General features: G+C 54.6%; 19 protein-coding genes and 3 tRNA genes. 15 read left to right on the forward strand and 7 right to left on the reverse strand.

Annotated elements, in window-relative coordinates; genetic code table 11:
- Window positions 1-15 precede the first annotated feature (15 nt).
- The 8 genes from ACXADJ_RS00585 (at window position 16) to ACXADJ_RS00620 (ending at window position 8,736) form a co-directional block, all read left to right on the forward strand.
- Entirely contained in the window at window positions 16-1,386 is a 1,371-nt protein-coding gene (locus ACXADJ_RS00585) for a DUF1329 domain-containing protein (protein ID WP_475061933.1), read from the forward strand.
- Between the two features lie 84 nt (window positions 1,387-1,470).
- A complete protein-coding gene (locus tag ACXADJ_RS00590; RefSeq protein WP_475061935.1) occupies window positions 1,471-2,688 on the forward strand; it encodes an MFS transporter in 1,218 nt (405 codons plus the stop codon).
- Window positions 2,689-2,808: 120 nt separating this feature from the next.
- A complete protein-coding gene (locus ACXADJ_RS00595; RefSeq protein ID WP_475061937.1) occupies window positions 2,809-4,665 on the forward strand; it encodes a phytoene desaturase family protein in 1,857 nt (618 codons plus the stop codon).
- 102 nt (window positions 4,666-4,767) lie between these two features.
- Complete coding sequence (locus tag ACXADJ_RS00600; RefSeq protein WP_475061939.1) at window positions 4,768-5,601, forward strand: SDR family NAD(P)-dependent oxidoreductase; 834 nt, start codon at window positions 4,768-4,770, stop codon at window positions 5,599-5,601.
- A 53-nt stretch (window positions 5,602-5,654) separates the two neighbouring features.
- Window positions 5,655-6,197, forward strand: a complete 543-nt coding sequence (locus tag ACXADJ_RS00605) for a nuclear transport factor 2 family protein (RefSeq protein ID WP_475061941.1) — start codon at window positions 5,655-5,657, stop codon at window positions 6,195-6,197.
- Window positions 6,198-6,600: 403 nt separating this feature from the next.
- On the forward strand, window positions 6,601-7,083 hold the full coding sequence (locus tag ACXADJ_RS00610) for a CinA family protein (RefSeq protein WP_475061943.1): 483 nt from the start codon (window positions 6,601-6,603) through the stop codon (window positions 7,081-7,083).
- Between the two features lie 146 nt (window positions 7,084-7,229).
- Window positions 7,230-8,273: a recombinase RecA gene (gene recA, locus ACXADJ_RS00615; RefSeq protein ID WP_028293962.1), complete on the forward strand. Its 1,044-nt coding sequence runs from the start codon at window positions 7,230-7,232 to the stop codon at window positions 8,271-8,273.
- Window positions 8,251-8,736 (forward strand): regulatory protein RecX, encoded by a 486-nt coding sequence (locus tag ACXADJ_RS00620; protein ID WP_475061945.1) that lies wholly within the window; start codon window positions 8,251-8,253, stop codon window positions 8,734-8,736. The genes recA and ACXADJ_RS00620 overlap by 23 nt, the downstream gene beginning before the upstream one ends.
- Window positions 8,737-8,809: 73 nt before the next feature.
- Here the strand turns inward: ACXADJ_RS00620 and ACXADJ_RS00625 are convergent, their stop codons facing one another.
- Window positions 8,810-9,013, reverse strand: a complete 204-nt coding sequence (locus tag ACXADJ_RS00625; RefSeq protein ID WP_475061947.1) for a YgaP family membrane protein — start codon at window positions 9,011-9,013, stop codon at window positions 8,810-8,812.
- 228 nt (window positions 9,014-9,241) lie between these two features.
- Between ACXADJ_RS00625 and alaS the strand changes: the two genes are divergently transcribed.
- From alaS to ACXADJ_RS00655, 6 genes are all read left to right on the forward strand, one after another.
- On the forward strand, window positions 9,242-11,869 hold the full coding sequence (alaS, locus tag ACXADJ_RS00630) for an alanine--tRNA ligase (RefSeq protein WP_475061949.1): 2,628 nt from the start codon (window positions 9,242-9,244) through the stop codon (window positions 11,867-11,869).
- A gap of 354 nt (window positions 11,870-12,223) precedes the next feature.
- On the forward strand, window positions 12,224-13,465 hold the full coding sequence (locus tag ACXADJ_RS00635) for an aspartate kinase (protein WP_475061951.1): 1,242 nt from the start codon (window positions 12,224-12,226) through the stop codon (window positions 13,463-13,465).
- Window positions 13,466-13,651: 186 nt separating this feature from the next.
- Window positions 13,652-13,846 carry a carbon storage regulator CsrA gene (csrA, locus tag ACXADJ_RS00640; RefSeq protein WP_028294960.1) on the forward strand — a complete coding sequence of 65 codons (195 nt, stop codon included), beginning with the start codon at window positions 13,652-13,654 and terminating at the stop codon, window positions 13,844-13,846.
- Between the two features lie 68 nt (window positions 13,847-13,914).
- Window positions 13,915-14,005 (forward strand) — tRNA-Ser (locus ACXADJ_RS00645).
- Window positions 14,006-14,086: 81 nt separating this feature from the next.
- Window positions 14,087-14,163, forward strand: a tRNA-Arg gene (locus ACXADJ_RS00650).
- Between the two features lie 45 nt (window positions 14,164-14,208).
- A tRNA-Arg gene (locus ACXADJ_RS00655) sits at window positions 14,209-14,285 on the forward strand.
- Window positions 14,286-14,509: 224 nt separating this feature from the next.
- On the opposite strand, the gene ACXADJ_RS00660 is transcribed toward ACXADJ_RS00655, so the two are convergent.
- The gene (locus ACXADJ_RS00660; RefSeq protein WP_475061954.1) at window positions 14,510-15,016 is read right to left on the reverse strand and encodes a 2-thiouracil desulfurase family protein; all 507 of its coding nucleotides are present in this window, start codon (window positions 15,014-15,016) and stop codon (window positions 14,510-14,512) included.
- Window positions 15,013-15,843 (reverse strand): methyltransferase domain-containing protein, encoded by an 831-nt coding sequence (locus ACXADJ_RS00665; protein ID WP_475061955.1) that lies wholly within the window; start codon window positions 15,841-15,843, stop codon window positions 15,013-15,015. The genes ACXADJ_RS00660 and ACXADJ_RS00665 overlap by 4 nt, the downstream gene beginning before the upstream one ends.
- Window positions 15,844-16,036: 193 nt before the next feature.
- On the opposite strand from ACXADJ_RS00665, the gene ACXADJ_RS00670 reads away from it, so the two are divergent.
- The gene (locus ACXADJ_RS00670) at window positions 16,037-16,867 is read left to right on the forward strand and encodes a GGDEF domain-containing protein (protein WP_475061957.1); all 831 of its coding nucleotides are present in this window, start codon (window positions 16,037-16,039) and stop codon (window positions 16,865-16,867) included.
- Window position 16,868: 1 nt separating this feature from the next.
- Here ACXADJ_RS00670 and ACXADJ_RS00675 read toward each other — a convergent pair whose 3' ends face one another.
- The 4 genes from ACXADJ_RS00675 to madL all read right to left on the reverse strand — a co-directional run bounded on the left by ACXADJ_RS00675 (window position 16,869) and on the right by madL (window position 19,515).
- Entirely contained in the window at window positions 16,869-17,354 is a 486-nt protein-coding gene (locus tag ACXADJ_RS00675; RefSeq protein WP_475061959.1) for a YaiI/YqxD family protein, read from the reverse strand.
- 82 nt (window positions 17,355-17,436) lie between these two features.
- On the reverse strand, window positions 17,437-18,102 hold the full coding sequence (locus ACXADJ_RS00680; RefSeq protein WP_475061961.1) for a hypothetical protein: 666 nt from the start codon (window positions 18,100-18,102) through the stop codon (window positions 17,437-17,439).
- 199 nt (window positions 18,103-18,301) lie between these two features.
- Window positions 18,302-19,066 carry a malonate transporter subunit MadM gene (gene madM / locus ACXADJ_RS00685; RefSeq protein WP_028294965.1) on the reverse strand — a complete coding sequence of 255 codons (765 nt, stop codon included), beginning with the start codon at window positions 19,064-19,066 and terminating at the stop codon, window positions 18,302-18,304.
- A gap of 8 nt (window positions 19,067-19,074) precedes the next feature.
- Complete coding sequence (gene madL / locus ACXADJ_RS00690; RefSeq protein WP_475061964.1) at window positions 19,075-19,515, reverse strand: malonate transporter subunit MadL; 441 nt, start codon at window positions 19,513-19,515, stop codon at window positions 19,075-19,077.
- Window positions 19,516-19,640: the final 125 nt, after the last annotated feature.

A 19,640-nucleotide genomic window follows, 5' to 3' on the forward strand; every position in this document is an offset into this window, starting at 1 on the left:
GCTCGGGAGAACCTCATGAAAGCTATTACCAAACCCATGAAAGTTGCTCTGCTGAGCGCTTTGCTGACGGCGGCGGGCGTTGCCTCTGCGGCTGTTTCCCAACAGGAAGCTAACCGTCTGGGCGCTGATCTGACGCCATTCGGTGCTGAAAAAGCGGCCAACGCCGACGGCTCTATTCCGGCCTGGACCGGTGGTAACACCACAGTGCCTGCCGGTTTCAAAAATGGCGGCAAACGCAGCGACCCCTACGCTGATGAACAGCCTCTGTTCGTGATTACTGCCGCCAATATGGCGCAGTACGAGAAGGGGCTGTCGGAAGGTCTGAAGGCGATGCTGAAAAAGTATCCGGATACCTTCACCGTGCCGGTATACAAGACCCATCGTACTGCAGCGGCACCGCAGTGGGTCTACGACAACACCAAAACCAATGCCGTGAAGGCCACGCTGGATGGTTCGGAAGTGAAGGGCGCCTTCGGCGGTATTCCATTCCCGATTCCGCAAACCGGTGAGCAGGCGATGTGGAACCACCTGCTGGCATGGCGTCCGGCGTCCCACCATGTGGATGTGCGTGGCATGCAGACCACCGCTTCCGGTCAGCACGTACCGACCGTACTGGCGTCCGGTGATTTCCAGATGCCGTACTACTTCCAGGAGTCCAACTACGAAGAGTTCATGGACGACTACGAAGGCGTGTTCTGGAAGATCCGCTTGCTGAACTATGGCCCGGCGATTCGCGCTGGCGAGGCGATTGTTGGCCACGAAAACATCCAGAACGGCAAGGGCGAGACCTGGGTGTACTTCACCGGTCAGCGTCGTGTACGTAAGCTGCCTAATTCCTGCTGCGATACGCCGACCCCGGCGTCGGCTGGCATTTCCATGTTCGACCAGACCAACGTGTTCAACGGCCGTACCGACCGTTTCGACTGGAACATTGTTGGCAAGCAGGAAATGTACATCCCGTACAACAACAACCGCCTGTTCCAGCGTCCTTCCGAAGAGATCCTGCTGGATCATCACATCAACCCGGAAGATATGCGTTACGAGAAGCATCGTGTTTGGGTGATCGAAGCGACTGTTAAAGAAGGTCAGCGTCATTTGGCTCCGAAGCGTCGTTACTACCTCGATGAAGACACCTGGTTCGCAGTACTGGCTGACCACTGGGATGCCAACGGCGACTTCTGGCAGATGGGCTTCTCCAACCCGATCACTGCGCCAGATATCCCGGCCACTCTGCCGCCCATGAGCTTCGGCTTCTACGACCTGGTGTCGGGTGCCTGGTATGTCGACGGTGTACTGAACGATTCCGACGAGCAGTACAAGGTGATGGAGCGTTACGACGACTTCACTTTCACCCCGGAAGCCATGGCTGGCGAAGGCATTCGTTGATAGCTGACTCAGTATTTACACACTCAAAGAGACCCGGGTCGCAAGACCCGGTAATCTTCCAACCCATATTCGGGAGTCAATAATATGAATAACAACATGACCCCAGTTGCCCGGCCCCTTCACGCCTGGTTACTGCTGCTTTGCGGCTGTATGTCAGTATTGGCTGCCGTGGTAATTGCCCCTGTATTGCCACAAATGCAGGAATACTTTTCAGCCACGCCCAACGTTGAATTTCTGGTGCCGATGGCACTGACGGCCCCCGGGCTGGTAATTGCACTGTTTTCCATGATTGTCGGTGTCATTGCCGACCGTACAGGACGTAAAAACCTGTTGGTTTTTGGTCTGCTTCTCTACGCGGCATTCGGTGTTGCACCTGTCTTTATCGATTCATTACCAACCATTATTGGCACTCGTATCGGGGTTGGGCTGGCGGAAGCCATCATTATGACGTCGTCGGTGGCTCTGATCGGTGATTACTATTCTGGCGTCCAGCGCGAACGCTATCTGGCGCTGAACACCACCTTCTCATCCGCTTCCGCTGTGTTGTTTATTGCCATTGGCGGAGCTCTGGGTGAATTTGGCTGGCGCACCCCGTTCATGGTGTACAGCATTTCCATCATTCTGGCAGTGATGGCCCTGATCGTATTGTGGGAACCCAAGCGTGCTGAACCGCAGCACTTGCTGGAATCCCTCTCCGATGAAGAAAAAGCCATGTGGAACCCGCTGAAAATCGCCGGTATCTGCGCAGTGACCCTGATCGGAGCCATTCTGTTTATGTCGGTTCAGGTGCACATTGGTTACTTGCTGCACAGCGTCAATATCACTGCTCCCAGCACCATTGGTCTGCTTGCATCCCTGGGCCAGGTTGCTGTTGTTCTTGGCTCCATCAGCTTTCGCTTTCTGATTAACGTGGCCTGGTTTGGAACTGCCTTGAGGTTGGGTACTGCCTTGGCGCTGGTGGGTATTGGTTACCTGCTGATTGGTGGTGCCGGTGGTAATGCGGAAATCATGGTGGCTGGAATGCTGATCACTGGCCTGGGCGCCGGGCTGATGTTACCGACCCTGATGGTCTGGAACATGATTAATTTGCCGAACCATCGCCGGGCATTGGGCACTGGTGCCTGGATGGCGGCTTTCTTCCTGGGGCAGTTCTTCACCCCGATGGTGGTGGTTGGCCTGCAGGATGTGACTGGTACGCACGCTGCGGCGATTGGTTTGATTGGTCAGTTCGTACTGCCAATCGCCACCCTGCTAATGATTGGTCAACGTTTGTTTCGTAACAAGGCGGTGTCGCTGGCCTGAGTGGCCAGCCCGTTTCTGATTCAGATATTCGCTAGAGTCCGGGATAAAGCCCGGTAACCGATCGCCAGTCAGCACCACAACCGAGATCCCGCGGCTGGCGTGACAATTGAGGAAATCCAAATGAGCAGTAACAGCTACGATGTCGTTGCTATGGGCGCAGGCCACAATGGTCTGGTCGCCGCTGCCTATCTGGCCAAGGCTGGTAAAAAAGTACTGGTTCTGGAGCGTAAATCCTATCCGGGTGGCGGTGTATCCACCCAGCAGATCAACACGCCGGGATACTGGCATGACGAGCACTCCAGTGTTCACATCATGATTCAGGGTAACCCGATGATTCGTCAGGACGAACTGGGCCTGATGAGCCAGCACGGTCTGGATTACCATTATTCCCACGTACCGCACGCGACGATTTTTCCGGATCAGTCGGTGCTGTACACCTATAAAGATATCGACAAGACCTGCGAATGTTTCGCCAAAATCTCAAAAAAAGACGCCGAAACCTATCGGGCGTTCGTGAAGATGAGCCAAGACTTCCTCAAGGTCTTTATGCCGGGCCTGTACTCGCCACCACCGCCGCTGGGCGAGATGATGGCGATGCTGGACCGCACCGAAGAAGGTCGCATCATGCTCGACTATATGAGCCGCGACTGCCTCGACCTGGTTAATCAGTTGTACGAGAACGACAAGATCAAAATTCACCTGTTGCGTCTGGTGAGTGAAAACCTGCAAGCACCGAACGAACTGGGCACTGGTATGGGCGTACTGCTGATGCCGGGCATCATTCACACTTACGGGGTTTCGCAGCCAGTTGGCGGTTCCGGCAAGCTGACCGAGTCGCTGGTGCGTTGTATCGAACACCACGGTGGGGAAGTACGCTGCAATTCCGAAGTGCGTAAGATCCTGATGTCTGGAGACGAGGCCAAAGGTGTTGAGCTGTCCGACGGTGAAAAGATCATGGCCAAGGACGCGGTGATTGGTGCCATTCACCCACACGTAATTCGCAAGTTCGTCGAAGGTGTTGACGAGCCAATCCTGAAGCGTGCCGAGCGCGCTACGCTGGCGCCGTTCTCGATTATGGTTTCTCACTACGACCTGAAAGAAAACGCTCAGTACTATGCCGGTGAAGACGTCGGTCACGCCACCATGCTGGAATTCATGGCAACCGACTCCCTCGACGAAATGTGTGCCGACTTTGACGACCTTAAACGTGGCCTGATAACCAAGCGCCGCCTGTGTGCCGGTGGTGATGAATCGATTGGCGACAAGACCCGAGTACCGGAAGGCGCAGGCATGTTCCACGGCATCACCTTTGCGCCATACGACGTCAAAGACGAACGCTGGGCCGGCAAGCATTGGGACGAGTTCAAGGAAGAAATCGGTGACCTGTCGCTGGAGCATTACCGCAAGTTCGTCAAGAACCTGACCTCCGACAACATCATCATGCGCACCATCTGCTCGCCGGTGGATCTGGAACGCAGCTCACCGAACTCCATGGTGCGCGGCGACCTGCACGGCGTAGCACCGTACATGTACCAGAGCGCGGGCCACCGTCCGACGCCGGACCTCGGCCAGTTCACCATTCCGGGCATCAAGAATCTCTACCTGGCTGGCCCGTTCCAGCATCCGGGCGGTGGTGTTTACGGTGCAGGCCGTGCCACCGCGCAGAAGATGTTCGAAGAACTGGGCATGGACTTCGGTTCCGTTGCCAAAGGTGCTCGACAGGATGCTGGTGATCCTAACGCCGCAGCGGCAGTCAAGAAAGGCGGCATGGTGCTGCGCGGCCCAGCCGACGAAGAGCTGATGAGCGTTGACTCCATCGGTCAGGAAAACGGCGAACTCATCATCAAGGGCAAGAGCTTCGGCACCATGCCGATGGAAGCCCGCCTCGACGCCGACGCAGCCCGCGCTGGCCTCAAAATGATGAAGCTGAAGGACATGGCCTTCCTGGCGTCATTGCCGTTCCGTAAGAGCAAATAGGTCGGACGACTGACGCGAGCCGACGCCCTCGCAGCGTAGGAGCGAATTTATTCGCGAAACTTGCGACCTGGCTTCTACGCTCCTGCGTGGGAGCCTTCGGAATTGCAGGATAAGCGTCCGACGCCTGACATCAGACGTCCGACCAAAGGGACTAAAAACATGAATAAGAACAATCGCCTTGAAGGCAAGGTCGCTATCGTCACCGGTAGTGGCTCTGGAATTGGCCGTGGTTGCGCTCTAATGTTCGCCGCTGCGGGGGCTCAAGTGGTCGGCGCAGACATCAACGTAACCACGGCCACCGAAACCGACCAGCTGGCAGCCGAGCAGGGCACGCCAATGACCTCGCTGGCACCGTGTGATCTGACCCAACCGGAAGACGTTCAACGTCTGATCGACCATTGCATCGAAACCCATGGTCGGCTGGATATTCTGGTCAACGCCGGAGCCTTTGGTGCCTTCGCCTGGCTCGAAGACATGGACTACTACGAAGGCTGGAAGCGCACCCTCGACGGTGAACTCAGCGTGGTGTTCCTGACTTGCCAGAAAGCCTGGCCGCACTTGAAAAAAAGTGGCGCTGCGGCGGTGATCAACTTCGCTTCCGCCAATGCTCATAACGCGTTCAAGCCGTTGCCCGCCATCGCCCATTGCGCGGGTAAAGGTGGAGTGCTGGCGATGTCACGTCAGCTTGCGATGGAAGGGCGTGAATTCAATATACGGGTGAATACCATTTCACCGGCCTTGATTGAAACTACCGCCACCCGCGAACCGTTGGAAAATATCCCCGGGTTCCGTGATGACGTGTTGAACAAAACCATGATCCGGCGCCTGGGCCAGCCGGAAGATATTGGATATGCGGCCATCTATCTGGCCTCCGATGAAGCAGGTTGGGTAACGGGGGCCGATTTACCCGTGGATGGCGGGTCGACAGCCTGGTAGTCCCTATTACTCTCTCACTTTCAGTGAAAATAAAAAATGAAAGGAATAACGTTATGTTGAAAACTATAAAAACCTCAATTTGTCTTCTTGGTCTTGTTGGCAGCGCCGTGTTCATGGCACCCGTGGCGACTGCTGATAACTACAATCCGGAACACACTAAAAATTATCAGGTTATTAATCGAGCCGCATTTGATAATTATATTGCCATGTTCAATGACAAGAACCCGCTGGCATTTGAGGCCTACTACGCCGATAACATGCGTATGCAAAATGGCCACCTTGTATTAAACGGCATTCCGGAAGTGAAAGAGCATTACCGCAAGATATGGTCTGTTATGAAAGAGGAGCTGACTGTAGTCAACTTTGTGATGGACGGAGACTCTGTCGCTGTTGAACTAAAGGCCCACTTTACCGCCGAGCAAGACAAAAAAGGGTCCGTATTCGGTGATGTCGTGGAAGGTGAAAATTTCGATTATCACGGTGTGATCATGTACAAGATTGATCATATGGGTAAGTTTTATGACATCAAAGTCGCTTACTTGGACTTTACCAATACTCGCAATGGCGTGACTAAATCACTTGGTATTGTGCATTAAGGAGCTGTCATTCCACTGCATTCGCCGTCTTGTTACGACAACCTGCAGGACCTCTTCTCAATATGGGTCCTTAAGGGGACATCTATTTAATCCTGCACGGCTCTGCGCGAGTGTTGCCGTTGTTCAGTGCAAGGCGACGGATGCAGCGAAATGACGAGTCCTTTTCAAATTCGTCAACACCGCACTGGGCGGCGGCAACCCGCGCCCTGCGGGGGCTGCCGGATGATCTCGACTCTGTGTCGCCGACTTTTGACTTGACCCGTCAGGCCTGCAAGTCGGCTTCGTGATTCGAAACCACCCGGTAGCCCAGAGTGAGCACCGGATTAAATAGATGTCCCCTTAAGTATGCCCCGGTTTCGGGGCATACTTGTTTTCGTAACCTGTGCTGCTGGAGAACACAACCATGTCATTGCAATCTGCAACCGAGGAGCTGGCCGAGCAATTGAAAATGCGTCATTGGATGCTGGCTACAGCAGAGTCTTGTACCGGCGGCGGTATCGCAGCGGCCTGTACCGATCTGGCCGGATCTTCGCAGTGGTTTGATTGTGGTTTCGTGACCTATTCCAATGCAGCCAAGATGGCGCTGCTGGACGTTGAGGCTGAAACTCTGGAACAGCACGGAGCGGTCAGTGAGCAAACCGTGCGTGAGATGGTCGTCGGTGCCGTCAGTAACAGCAATGCCGATGTCGCCGTGGCGACCAGCGGCATTGCCGGGCCGGGCGGGGCAGTACCGGGTAAACCGGTAGGGACGGTATGGTTTGCCTGGGGCAATCATCGCCGTTTGCATTCCGAGGTCTGCCACTTTGATGGCGACCGCGAAGCCGTTCGGCAACAGGCAGTGATGCATGCCATCAAGGGCTTGTCGCACTGGTTGGAGCAAGCCTGAACCGCTGAAAAATAATCCTGTTAATTCATCCAGTATTTTGATGCTGTTCTCTTGGCGTTGGTCAAAATCTGTGTTTAACTACTGGTCAAATTTACAGTAAATTATCGCCATACGTTTTAACTTCCCTGACGGGTACGAGGAATTCAATGGACGCGAACAAGCAAAAAGCACTGGATGCAGCACTGAGCCAGATTGAACGCCAGTTTGGTAAAGGCGCCATCATGAAGATGGGCGAACAGCCACGCGAAGCCATTCCGGCCGTTTCCACCGGCTCGCTGGGGTTGGATATTGCGCTTGGCATTGGTGGCCTGCCAATGGGACGTATCGTTGAGATCTACGGCCCGGAAAGCTCCGGTAAAACCACCATGTGTCTGTCCGCCATGGCGCAGGCACAGAAAGCGGGTAAAACCGTTGCCATCATCGATGCTGAGCATGCGCTGGACCCGCTGTATGCCGAGAAGCTGGGCATCGACCTCGATAGCCTGCTGGTTTCCCAGCCAGATACCGGTGAACAAGCACTGGAAATCTGTGACAGCCTGGTTCGCTCCGGTGCCGTTGATGTGATCGTGGTCGACTCCGTTGCCGCACTGACGCCAAAAGCTGAAATTGAAGGCGAAATGGGCGACAGCCACGTGGGTCTACAAGCTCGTCTGATGTCCCAGGCGTTGCGTAAGATCACCGGTAACGTCAAGAACGCCAACTGTCTGGTGATCTTCATTAACCAGATTCGTATGAAGATTGGTGTGATGTTCGGTAGCCCGGAAACCACTACCGGTGGTAACGCGCTGAAGTTCTACGCCTCTGTTCGTCTGGATATCCGTCGTACCGGTTCCGTGAAGCAGGGCGATGAAGTTATCGGTAACGAAACCCGCGTTAAAGTGGTGAAGAACAAGGTTTCTCCGCCATTCCGTCAGGCGGAATTCCAGATTATGTACGGCCGTGGTATCTACCACATGGGCGAAGTGATCGACCTGGGTGTGAAGTGTGATCTGGTGCAGAAGTCCGGCGCCTGGTACAGCTATCAGGACAACAAGATCGGTCAGGGCAAGGCAAACGCTGCTGCGTACCTGGAAGAGCATCCGGAAATCGCGGCTGAAATCGAAGCCGGTATCCGCGCTCAGCTGATCGCCAGCGTGACTGAAGACGAAGCGGCTGCCGCAGACTCTGATGAAGAAACCGCAGAATCCTGATCCCCTCGACGCTGCGGCTCTGAAGGTCGCAGTGGTTGATCTGCTTTCCCGGCGTGAGCATTCGCGCTGGGAGCTACAGCAAAAACTCCTCTCCCGTGCGGCATCCGCCGACGACCTTCACCGTGTTCTGGATGAGCTGGCTGAACGTGGCTGGCAAAGCGACCATCGCTATGTTGGCAGTTACATCCGTACCAAAACCCTGCGTAATATTGGCCCGGTGCGGCTGTTTCAGGAATTACGCCAGAAAGGCGTTGCGGAATCCCTGATTCGGGAAGGCTTGCAAGAGTCTGAAGTCGACTGGTTCGAAATGGCCCGTGACGCGGCCTTGAAAAAAGCCAACGGTCTGAATTTGTCGGAACAGAAAGACAAGGCCAAGCTGTATCGCTTTTTGGCCTATCGGGGCTTTAACACCGATCAGGTGCAGTACGCACTGGATGAGTGTCGTAACCGGGACAATGACTGAGTCTGGTCTGCTCAGTGCTTTTTAAACGCCGCAGCGGTTTTGCCATTGCGGCGTTTTTCGTTCAGTTCTTAAATCAGGAAAACGCACGGCCGCTTTTCATACCAAGCTTCTTAAGCACGATGGCCAGTGGGCAGAAGCCGGTGACCGAGGCTTGCAGCAGGTTGGCACCCACAAAAGCCGTTAGCCATAGCCAGTCCACGGAGTGCAGTTGCGACAGCGCAAGGCTGCCCAAAATCATGGTTCCTGCAAACGCCAGCACGATACGATCAATGTTCATAGGTTGCTCTCCGGTGTGTGGTTCTTTAACTCTGAATTCAAATATAACCATTCAGTTATTCTTTGCAAGTGTCTTTGTTATGACCTGGGTCATGCCCGGTGTAATCGGCTTATCAACGACGTTTGTCTGGCCAATAGCGAATCCACATGGCGGGGGACTCGGACATTTGATCGCAAACCGCTATACTCGGGCCTTTATTGAAAGCAACCACTGGAATTTTGCCACCGTATGAAAAGCGCAGATATTCGCCAGGCATTCCTGGATTTCTTTGCCTCCAAGGGGCATGAAATCGTGCCTTCCAGCCCGCTGGTGCCGGGCAACGATCCTACTTTGCTGTTCACCAACGCAGGTATGGTTCAGTTCAAGGACGTATTCCTGGGTAGCGACCCTCGCAGCTACACCCGCGCGGCGACGTCCCAGCGCTGTGTACGTGCCGGTGGCAAGCACAATGACCTTGAAAACGTGGGTTACACCGCCCGTCACCACACCTTCTTTGAAATGCTGGGTAACTTCAGCTTTGGTGACTACTTCAAGGAAGACGCGATCAAGTTCGCGTGGGAATTCCTGACCTCAGAAAACGGCCTGCAACTGCCAGTCGACAAGCTGATGGTGACCGTTTACGCCGAAGACGACGAAGCCTACGACATCTGGAACAAGCAGGTGGGCGTACCGGCCGAGAAGATCGTTCGCATTGGCGACAACAAAGGCGCCCGTTACGCGTCCGACAACTTCTGGCAAATGGGTGATACCGGTCCTTGTGGTCCGTGTACTGAAATTTTCTACGATCACGGTGAGCACATCTGGGGCGGGCCTCCAGGGTCTCCGGAAGAAGATGGCGACCGCTTCATCGAGATCTGGAACAACGTATTCATGCAGTTCGACCGTCAGCCAAATGGCGACATGGTGCCGCTGCCGAAGCCATCCGTTGATACCGGCATGGGTCTGGAACGTATTTCTGCAATCAAGCAGGGCGTTCACAGCAACTATGAAATCGACCTGTTCCAGGCGCTGCTGGCTGCCGCTGCTGAAGTGACTGGCTGCAAGGACACCGAGAACAAGTCCCTGCGCGTGATCGCTGACCACATTCGTTCCACCAGCTTCCTGATTGTTGATGGTGTACTGCCGTCCAACGAAGGCCGTGGCTATGTTCTGCGTCGTATTATTCGTCGTGCCGTGCGTCATGGTCACATGCTGGGTGCTTCCGCTGGCTTCTTCCACAAGCTGGTTGGCGCACTGGTTGAGCAAATGGGCGAGGCGTACCCGGAACTGGCCAATCTGCAAGAGCACGTTGAGAAAGTTCTGCGCATCGAAGAAGAACAGTTTGCCAAAACCCTGGATAAGGGCATGGCAATTCTGAACGCTGAAATTGCTGAACTGCAAGGCGACACCATCCCGGGTGAAGTGGCGTTCAAGCTGTACGACACCTACGGTTTCCCGCTGGATTTGACCGCTGACGTTGCCCGTGAAAAAGACCTCAAGGTTGATGAAGCCGGCTTCGACGTTGAAATGAACAAGCAGCGTGAAAAAGCCCGTGCCGCCGGTAACTTTGGTGCCAGCTACGGTGCAGGCCTGGATATCGACGGCGAGACCAGCTTCCTCGGTTACGAGTTGTTGGAAAGCAGCGGTACTGTTAAGGCGTTGTTTGTTGAAGGCAATGCTGTCGACACTCTGAACGCCGGTGACCAGGCCGTACTGGTACTGGACGAAACCGCGTTCTATGCCGAAAGCGGTGGTCAAGCGGGTGATACCGGCTTCCTGAAAGCCGATGGCGTTGTGTTCCAGGTGAAAGACACCACCAAGGAAGGCAACAACCACCTGCACAAAGGCGTACTGGTTGAAGGTTCTGTAAAGGTTGGCGATCAGCTGACGGCAACGGTTGATGCTGAAAAGCGTCAGGCCACAGCCCTGCACCATTCGGCGACGCACTTGCTGCACGCCGCTCTGCGTCAGGTTCTGGGTGACCACGTGTCCCAGAAAGGCTCCTTGAACACCTACGACCGTCTGCGTTTTGACTTCTCACACCTGGAAGCCGTTACTGCGGCTGAGCTGGCTGAGATCGAAACCATTGTGAACCGTCACATTCGTGCCAACACCCCGGTCGTGACCCGTGTGATGAGCATCGAGGACGCTCGTGAAACCGGCGCAGCCGCTCAGTTTGGTGAGAAGTACGGCGATACCGTGCGGGTACTGAGCATGGGTATGGACGATTTCTCGGTTGAATTCTGTGGTGGAACTCACGCCGCTCGCACTGGTGATCTGGGCCTGCTGAAGATTGCTTCCGAAAGCGGTATCGCGGCGGGTATCCGTCGTATTGAAGCTGTGGTGGGTCAGTCTGCACTGGACTTTGTTGCTGCAGAAGAACAAACCCTGAAAGGCATCGCCAGCTCACTGAAAGGCAACACCGAAAACGTGGCCGAAAAAGTTGAGCAACTGCAGTCCCGTAGCAAGCAGCTGGAAAAAGAACTGGAAGCCCTGAAAGCCAAACTGGCCAGCAGTGCCGGTTCTGACCTGGCCGGTCAGGCCAAAGACGTTAATGGCGTCAAGGTGCTGGCCGCTCGTCTGGATGGCGCGGATGTTAACGCCCTGCGTACCACTATGGATCAGCTGAAGAACAAACTGGGTTCTGCACTGATCATGCTGGCCGCTGAAAACGACGGCAAGGTGACCCTGCTGGCAGGCGTGACCAAAGACCTGATCAAATCCGCCAAGGCGGGTGATGCGGTTAAAGCCTGTGCGGAATACGTTGATGGCCGTGGTGGCGGTAAGCCGGAAATGGCTCAGGCCGGTGGCCAGAAGCCAGCCGGTATTGACGATGCCCTGGCTGCCTTTGAAAAATGGGCCGAAGGCGTGCTCTGATTCGCTTTCGTTCCCCGTGTAAAAGCAGGCTTCGGCCTGCTTTTTTTGTTTGGGACGCTGATAAACACAGACTGTTCTTAAAACAGAGCGGGTGATCAGTAATTTCCCCTGTTGGTTTGGGGGGTGGCTAAAAAACAGTCAGATATGAACCTGCGATATCTTTCTTGTTAATGACAATTGTTGTTTAATTAGCGCCCTTTTTAGCTAGGGACCCTCTGAATAACTCTGCACAGCTCTGCGCGAGGCCTGCAAATCCGCTTCGTGATTCAGCGTCGCCCTGTCATCCAGAGCGGGCACCGGGTTTTTCAGAGGGCCCCTGACACTTTTCAATTAGTCAAATTCGGCTGTTACATCATGGCACTTTTTGTTCAGAAATACGGCGGCACATCGGTCGGTACGGTAGAACGTATCGAAGCGGTTGCCGACAAGGTGAAATCCTTCCAGGACGCAGGCCATCAGGTGGTCGTAACGGTCTCGGCGATGAGCGGCGAAACCAACCGCTTGATCGGTTTGGCCAATGCAATTTCTGATAACCCGACACCGCGTGAAATGGATGTGCTGGTGTCTACCGGCGAGCAGGTCACCATTGCCTTGTTGGCCATGGCCTTGCAAAAGCGCGGCGTTAACGCCCGTTCCTACACTGGCTGGCAGGTAGGCATTAAAACCGACAGCTCCTTTATGAAGGCCCGCATCGAAGACATCGACACGGTTTCCATGCGTGAACAGTTGGACGCTGGCGGTGTGGTGATTGTTGCCGGTTTCCAGGGCATTGATGACGACAACAACATCACCACGCTGGGCCGTGGCGGCTCAGATACAACCGGTGTTGCGTTGGCCGCTGCTCTGGGTGCTGACGAGTGTCAGATTTATACCGATGTGGATGGTGTGTATACCACCGACCCGCGCGTTGTTCCGTCTGCCAAGCGGATGGATAAGGTGACGTTCGAGGAAATGCTGGAAATGGCCAGCCTCGGCTCCAAGGTATTGCAGATCCGCTCGGTAGAATTTGCCGGTAAATACAAGGTTCCTCTGCGCGTGCTTTCCACATTCAAGGAAGGCAACGGCACACTGATCACAATGGAGGAGAACAGCTCCGTGGAAAATCCAGTTATCTCAGGCATCGCCTTTAACCGTGACGAAGCCAAACTGACCATCAAGGGCGTGCCGGATGTACCAGGTGTGGCCTCAAAGATTCTTGGTCCTGTCAGCGACGCCAACGTTGAAGTCGATATGATCGTTCAGAACGTATCGGAAGACGGCACCACCGACTTTACCTTTACCGTACATCGCAACGACTACGCCAAAGCCAGGACCATTCTGGAAAACACCGGAGCAGAACTGAAAGCTCGCCACGTGATCGGCACCGACGATATCTGCAAGGTATCCATGGTGGGCGTGGGCATGCGTAGCCATGCCGGTGTTGCCAGCAAAATGTTCAAGGTGCTGGCGGACGAGAACATCAACATTCTTGCGATCACCACGTCTGAGATCAAAATCTCTGTGGTGATTGCTGAGAAGTATCTGGAGTTGGCTGTACGTGCTCTGCACTCAGCTTTTGGCCTGGACGCCGAAGAAGAGACACAGGTTCCTTCCTGAGCCTCTTCGATTTTTACAAACGGGGGAAACTTCCTGTCAGGAAGGACCCCTAAGAACCAATAGTTCTCAATTTTCGGTGATTTTTCTGACCACGATAGGATCAATGGTCAATACTGAAAGATGAAGAGAACGGGCTCAGCGCCATAGCACCCTAGAACTAATAAACAGGATTTCAGGAGCAACCCTATGCTTATTCTTACCCGTCGCGTAGGCGAGACATTGATGGTCGGTGACGATGTGACAGTGACTGTACTGGGCGTCAAAGGCAATCAGGTACGTATTGGTGTTAACGCACCAAAAGAAGTAGCTGTGCATCGCGAGGAAATTTATCAACGTATCCAACGAGAGAAAGACGGTGGTGATCCGAACGGTAACTACTAAATTTTTGTTTTTCTTATAAATTTCTCTTGGCAAGACGAAAAAACGTGGTAATATGCGCGCCGTGTTGAGGAGAGATGGCCGAGTGGCTGAAGGCGCACCCCTGCTAAGGGTGTATAGGTTTATACCCTATCGAGGGTTCGAATCCCTCTCTCTCCGCCACGTTTTTTCTACCCCGGTAGATAGCGTAAAAAAAGTGTTGACTCTTTAAGAATTATCACTAAAATACGCGCCCCACGATACGCGCTCGTAGCTCAGCTGGATAGAGTACCTGGCTACGAACCAGGCGGTCGGAGGTTCGAATCCTCCCGAGCGCGCCATTCAATACCTCATTGAATGCGAACATATCGTGAACAATTTGATGCGCGCTCGTAGCTCAGCTGGATAGAGTACCTGGCTACGAACCAGGCGGTCGGAGGTTCGAATCCTCCCGAGCGCGCCACTCAAATTCCTCTTGTTATATGTCTGAAGTATCCCCCTACACTGAAGCAACTCTAAAATCTCCGACAAGTAGACGGCTTTCTGCTCTATCGCTGTTGTCAGCTTACTTTCTTGGTTCCATCCCCTTTATTATTTTCCGACCTTGTTCTGTTTTCAGGCCACTGGCTTGTAGTCAAATTGCCGAGCTGTGGTTGAACCCGGCTTGTCGAAAAAACTAACGGCTGTTCAAGCGTCAGTCAGCTTTGCCTCGAACCATTGTTTCAGCTCGTCGAATCGTTCCGGTGGAAAGCAGGGAATGCCGTTGGCGGTTAGCAAAGCGGCTGTCGCTCCCTGATAGGGCGTTAGCGTGCCGCTGAAGCTGCCGTCATAGGTGCTATCCGAGCCACAAGACGGAGAGCGGCTTGCCAGCAAGGCTGCGACTGCTCCGTGCTGACGGGCACTGTCCAGCGCTCGTTGAGCGCCCTCTACAAAGGCATCGGTGACGTCCTGCTGGTCGTTGGTGATGATGCGGGCGGCTCCAGCCAGTACAGCAGCACCGTTGCCTCCGGTAATTTCGGCCGCTGGTCGTGGCGTTGGCAGGCCTCCCATCAGCTCCGGGCATACAGGGACAATCAACCCGCGTTGTTGCCACTGGTTGATGATTTGCTGAACCGAGGCAACCTTGCTGTCGTTGGCTTTGCCGTCATACCGCACGGGTTCTCCCAGTAAACAGGCGGAAACCAGCAGTTTCATGGCTGGCTCCTGTGGGTCTCGGAAGAATCTGCGGATGAAGGTTTGCGCGCCATCACATGAACATAGCGGCCTAACAGTCGATAGGGGTCTTTCAGGCCAAATTCCAGATCGGCATCTTGCACACTTTGTTGGCCAATACGCTCACGGATTTTCTGGTGCATATGGTCGTGGATACAACGGATGCCGCGCCAGCGCACAATCTCAAAGCCCTGTTGTTCCAATGCCTGCATTACGGCCTGTGGGTCCAGCGGGTGCTGTGGCGCATTGCCTTCCTTGCGTAAGCGGTCGGTTGCTCCTTGTGGGGCGTGGGTGCGGCCATTCATCAGCTGTCGCCACTCATGGCCGTGAAGGTTGTAAAACATCAATGACAGCCAGCCGCCGTCGCGAACATGCCGGGTAATGGTCGGCAGTTCTTGCAATGGGGCTTCCAGCCATTCCAGTACCGCGTGGTTCATCACCAGGTCAAACGGGCCTTGCAGCTGTTCTCCGGCGTCTTGCAATGGGCAACACACTGCGTGCAGAGGCTGTTGGGCGTCATTAAAGGCACTGCGGGCATGGCGAATCATTTCTTCAGACAGATCACATAGCTGAATGTCAGCGCCTTGCTTGGCCAGTTGAAGGGCAAATTGCCCCTGGCCGCCACCGAGGTCGAGAACCCGTTTGCCCTGTAGTGGAATCTTCAGATCCTGAAAATCCTGCTGCAAGGCAGCCAGTCGCAGCTGACCTTTGGGGGTGTCATAAATGGTGCGCCGAAAACGGCCGGCAATGTCGTCGAAATTGCGGTCTGGCTGGCGTTCGCCGCTGTGCAGTTCTGGTCGGGTGGTCATTGTATTCTCCGCTTGGACCGGCAGTGTATCGGCCTCTTCGGACAGTGGGAATCTTCGTATTCTGTTGCTGGCGTCTGATATCACTGCCACAAGCAAAATGTGCCAGAAGTTCTACACTTCTTGGGTGGAACACAGGATTGCCATTGTTATGACTCATGGTTGCGGAGATTCATCCAGCGAAAATACTTCAACGATGCCTGATCGCACGATCGCTCGGGAGTCCGATTGGCTGTGTGGCGATGAGGCACAGTTGTGCCGTTTTCAGCAGGAATTAATCACCCTTCGGCAGCAGGTGATCCGCGACCCTCTGACGCAGTTGAATAATGTGCGTTACCTGTTGGATGCCATTGATCGTGAAACCGAGCGCACCGAGCGTTCAGGTTTACCTACCTGCCTGATGATGGTCGATCTCGATCACTTCAAGCAGGTGAACGACACCTGGGGCCACGAAGCGGGCAACCGGGTACTGGTCGCCACGGCTCGGGTGATTCGGGAAAGTACTCGCAAGCTGGATATTCAATGCCGCTACGGCGGTGAAGAATTTGCAATTGTGCTACCGACCACGTCGTTGATGGCTGCCCGGCCGGTAGCGGAGCGCATTCGTGAAAACATTGCCGGTTTGTCGTTTTACGAACAGGAGCAAACCTTCACCGTGACGGCCAGTATTGGCATTGCCATGATCGAGCAGGGTGAGGGCTTACAGGTCAGCGAATTTATTGAGCGTGCGGACGCTGAGTTGTACCGGGCCAAGGAAAGTGGCCGCAATCGGGTCTGTGTTATGCGTGAGTTGCTGGCTGGCAGCCATGTGAACGAAGATGAAAAAGACCTGATGTGGAGCCTGTTCGGCGGTGAGCGTGATCAGGAGGATGGCTATCAGGAAGACATAGACCCGGAAGACAGAGACTTTGAGGACTCTGACCAGGAGAACTCTGACCCGGCAACAGACAAATCTACGTCAGACGCATCCGATCCGTCGGCATCCGACTGGATGGCCGAGGACTGGGACGACGATTCGCCAAACTGACTCAGCTCGGCTTGCGATTGCGCGTTAGCCAACGATCGAAAGAATTGGAAAACTGCTGCTTGTCGCGCTGATCAAACGCCGATGGCCCACCGCTTTGCATGCCGCTTGAGCGCATGGTTTCGTAGAAATCCCGCATATTCAGACGCTGTTTAATGGTTTCCCGGCTGTAGGGTTCACCGCGGGGATTGATGGCGTCCAGCCCCTTTTCCAATGCCTCGGCAGCCAGAGGAATGTCCTGCGTCACCAGCAGGTCGCCCGCCTGACAGCGTTCAATGATGGTGTGGTCGGCAACGTCAAAACCGGACGCGACAGACAGCTTTTTGATCCATGGAGAGTTTGGCAGTGGCAACGGGTGGTTTGACACAAACCATGTCAGTGTTTCTGTACGGTTTGCTGCTTTGCAAATCACTTCGCGGACGATTGCGGGTATGGCGTCGGCATCAATCCAGACTTCAGGTTGGCGTGTTTGCGAGGATTGTTCAGACATAGGGGTCTCTGACGGCGGCAATATTGCTGCGGCTATCATAGACAAAAGCGGTCATGGCCAAAAGCTGTCGATTGGGTTGCCGTCAGTGTCGCCACCCCGTCTGCTGCTGTGATGTTTTTGAGTCGGATATTTTTAAGTCGAGTCTTCTTGAGTAAATAGGCCTCAATTGTCGGGGTTGTGAATACGGACGATTAGCATGGCTGACCGAATGAGCCAGCTCGCCCACAGGCTGCTGTGTGATCAGGGCGTAACCGCAATGGCGTGGAAACAGCATGGGCTGTCTCTCATAGGGCTCGGTTGGAGAGATTTGAGTTGCCAACTCGTCGGCAGGATAAAACCCCGGCGTTGCCGTGAATACCGATGCTGCGCTGAACAGCGGAGCGTCCAACACATTGGTTTGCTGGCTGTGAATCAACCTTGCCACTGCGGAAGCCTGAACACCACTGGACAAAAAGCAGAAGGCCCAGCCGTGCCAGTGCTGGTTTTGATGTGCACCGTAGGCCAGCAAGGCTGCCGTTGAACGGCTGTATGGAGCAATACCGTAATGGCACTGCAGGGATTCCAGCAGGTAATTGGATTGCCAACGGGATTGGGCGAACAGCACATAGAGCGGTGCGTCGATGGCTTTTAGCTGCTCCAGTTGGGCGGCTAGTCCGGCGGATGGACATGTGGAATTCGAAGGCGTTTCTAACGATCGTTCAACGGCCGTGTCGACGATCAAAATAATACCGATGTTTGTTTTTTTCATGGGTATATCTCGATCTGGTTACTCGGCTAACGCTATCGGAAGGCTGGCAATGGGGCAAAGTGATGCATGGAATGACAGGATCGAATTGGCGCCAAGTACGACATATCAACCGCTGGGCTATGTGTACAGCTCTTCGTCAGTCAGTTCGCCAACCTGAGAGGCTGGCGACTGACTGACGACGAGGTTAGTGCTGACGAGGTCAGCCCGCGATGCCTCGGATCACGATGTACAGCAACGAGGGGCCCAGCAAGCAACCTAACGCGGTATAGAATGCTGCGGTCAGACAGCCATAGGGCACCAGTTTGGGGTCGGTAGCCGCCAATCCGGCAGCAACTCCGCTGGAAGTCCCCATCAAGCCACCAAAGATCACCGCAGTGCGGGAGTTGTTCAGGCCAATGTAGGGTGCCACAAACGGCGTGGCGATCATCACCAGAATCGACTTCACCAGGCCAGCTGCAATCGATAGCGCCATGACTTCGGACGACGCGCCAATGGCAGCCCCTGTCACTGGCCCTACAATGTAAGTAATGGCACCGGCACCAATGGTGGTCATGCTGACGGCGTCGGTATAACCAAACGCGGCGGCAATACCGACCCCGGCCACAAATGAGGTGACAATCCCCATCACCAGCGCCATGACTCCGGCACTGCCAGCCCGTTTCAGCTCTTCAATATTGACCCCGAAACCGGTGGCGACAATGGCGAAATCCCGCAGCATGGTGCCGCCAAGAATACCGATCCCCGACAGCAACGGCAGATCGACGACGCCTTTCTGACCGCCGCTGAACACACCACCCAGATAGGCCATAAACAGACCCAGCATGATGGCAATGGCCGAGCCATGAACACGGCCATTGGTAAATTTGCCAGAGGCCCAGTAAGAGAACCACATGGTGGCACCGATCACGGCAAATCCCGTCACCAGGCTGTATTTGGCGCTGACTTCAAGCATGGATTCGTACATAGCTCACCTCATTGACCTGTGCTGGTTTGGGCATGGTTGTTGTTATTGTTGGTGCTATGGCCTGTGGCAGGCACATCGTCAGGGGCTTGTTGTTTGTCTGCGCCCATACGGTCGAGTACTGGTACCAGTGCAAAGCTGAGTACCACGGCGCTGACGCCAGCGGTAATGGCCATTGGCCCGCCGGTCAGTGCGCCGAGCACGTTTTGCTTGGCCGCCATGGCAACCACGACGGGAATGTAGATGGCGCTCCAGAATTCAATGCCCTGTTCGGTTTTAAGGTTGAGGTAGCCGCGCTTTTGCAGGTAGCTGCCAGCGAGAATCAGCAGGATCATGGCGATACCGACACCGCCGACGTTGGCCGGAATGCCGATCAGTTTGCCAAGTACCTGGCCTATGGTGATGCCCGTCAGGGTGCAGACGGACAAGAGTGCAACACCGTAAATAATCATGGTTCGTCTCCAGATATTGTTAAATTTATTACTGGTTGTGACTGATTGGTTGTGTGTACTGCTGGTTGTTTTCTTACTGTTGTTATTTTTTTGTCGTTATTTTTTTGTTCTTGGCTCGGACCTGT

Source organism: Oceanobacter sp. ABM4_470, from assembly GCF_056158645.1.

Bases quoted from the DNA above. Each gene is read 5' to 3' on its own strand.
- ACXADJ_RS00665 (WP_475061955.1), bottom strand. From the start codon at position 15,843: ATGACCACCCGACCAGAACTGCACAGCGGCGAACGCCAGCCAGACCGC.
- ACXADJ_RS00620 (WP_475061945.1), top strand. From the start codon at position 8,251: ATGAAGAAACCGCAGAATCCTGATCCCCTCGACGCTGCGGCTCTGAAG.
- alaS (WP_475061949.1), top strand. From the start codon at position 9,242: ATGAAAAGCGCAGATATTCGCCAGGCATTCCTGGATTTCTTTGCCTCC.
- ACXADJ_RS00660 (WP_475061954.1), bottom strand. From the start codon at position 15,016: ATGAAACTGCTGGTTTCCGCCTGTTTACTGGGAGAACCCGTGCGGTAT.
- ACXADJ_RS00680 (WP_475061961.1), bottom strand. From the start codon at position 18,102: ATGAAAAAAACAAACATCGGTATTATTTTGATCGTCGACACGGCCGTT.
- ACXADJ_RS00635 (WP_475061951.1), top strand. From the start codon at position 12,224: ATGGCACTTTTTGTTCAGAAATACGGCGGCACATCGGTCGGTACGGTA.
- madL (WP_475061964.1), bottom strand. From the start codon at position 19,515: ATGATTATTTACGGTGTTGCACTCTTGTCCGTCTGCACCCTGACGGGC.
- ACXADJ_RS00675 (WP_475061959.1), bottom strand. From the start codon at position 17,354: ATGTCTGAACAATCCTCGCAAACACGCCAACCTGAAGTCTGGATTGAT.
- recA (WP_028293962.1), top strand. From the start codon at position 7,230: ATGGACGCGAACAAGCAAAAAGCACTGGATGCAGCACTGAGCCAGATT.
- ACXADJ_RS00610 (WP_475061943.1), top strand. From the start codon at position 6,601: ATGTCATTGCAATCTGCAACCGAGGAGCTGGCCGAGCAATTGAAAATG.
- ACXADJ_RS00670 (WP_475061957.1), top strand. From the start codon at position 16,037: ATGCCTGATCGCACGATCGCTCGGGAGTCCGATTGGCTGTGTGGCGAT.
- csrA (WP_028294960.1), top strand. From the start codon at position 13,652: ATGCTTATTCTTACCCGTCGCGTAGGCGAGACATTGATGGTCGGTGAC.
- ACXADJ_RS00595 (WP_475061937.1), top strand. From the start codon at position 2,809: ATGAGCAGTAACAGCTACGATGTCGTTGCTATGGGCGCAGGCCACAAT.
- ACXADJ_RS00625 (WP_475061947.1), bottom strand. From the start codon at position 9,013: ATGAACATTGATCGTATCGTGCTGGCGTTTGCAGGAACCATGATTTTG.
- madM (WP_028294965.1), bottom strand. From the start codon at position 19,066: ATGTACGAATCCATGCTTGAAGTCAGCGCCAAATACAGCCTGGTGACG.
- ACXADJ_RS00605 (WP_475061941.1), top strand. From the start codon at position 5,655: ATGTTGAAAACTATAAAAACCTCAATTTGTCTTCTTGGTCTTGTTGGC.
- ACXADJ_RS00585 (WP_475061933.1), top strand. From the start codon at position 16: ATGAAAGCTATTACCAAACCCATGAAAGTTGCTCTGCTGAGCGCTTTG.
- ACXADJ_RS00590 (WP_475061935.1), top strand. From the start codon at position 1,471: ATGAATAACAACATGACCCCAGTTGCCCGGCCCCTTCACGCCTGGTTA.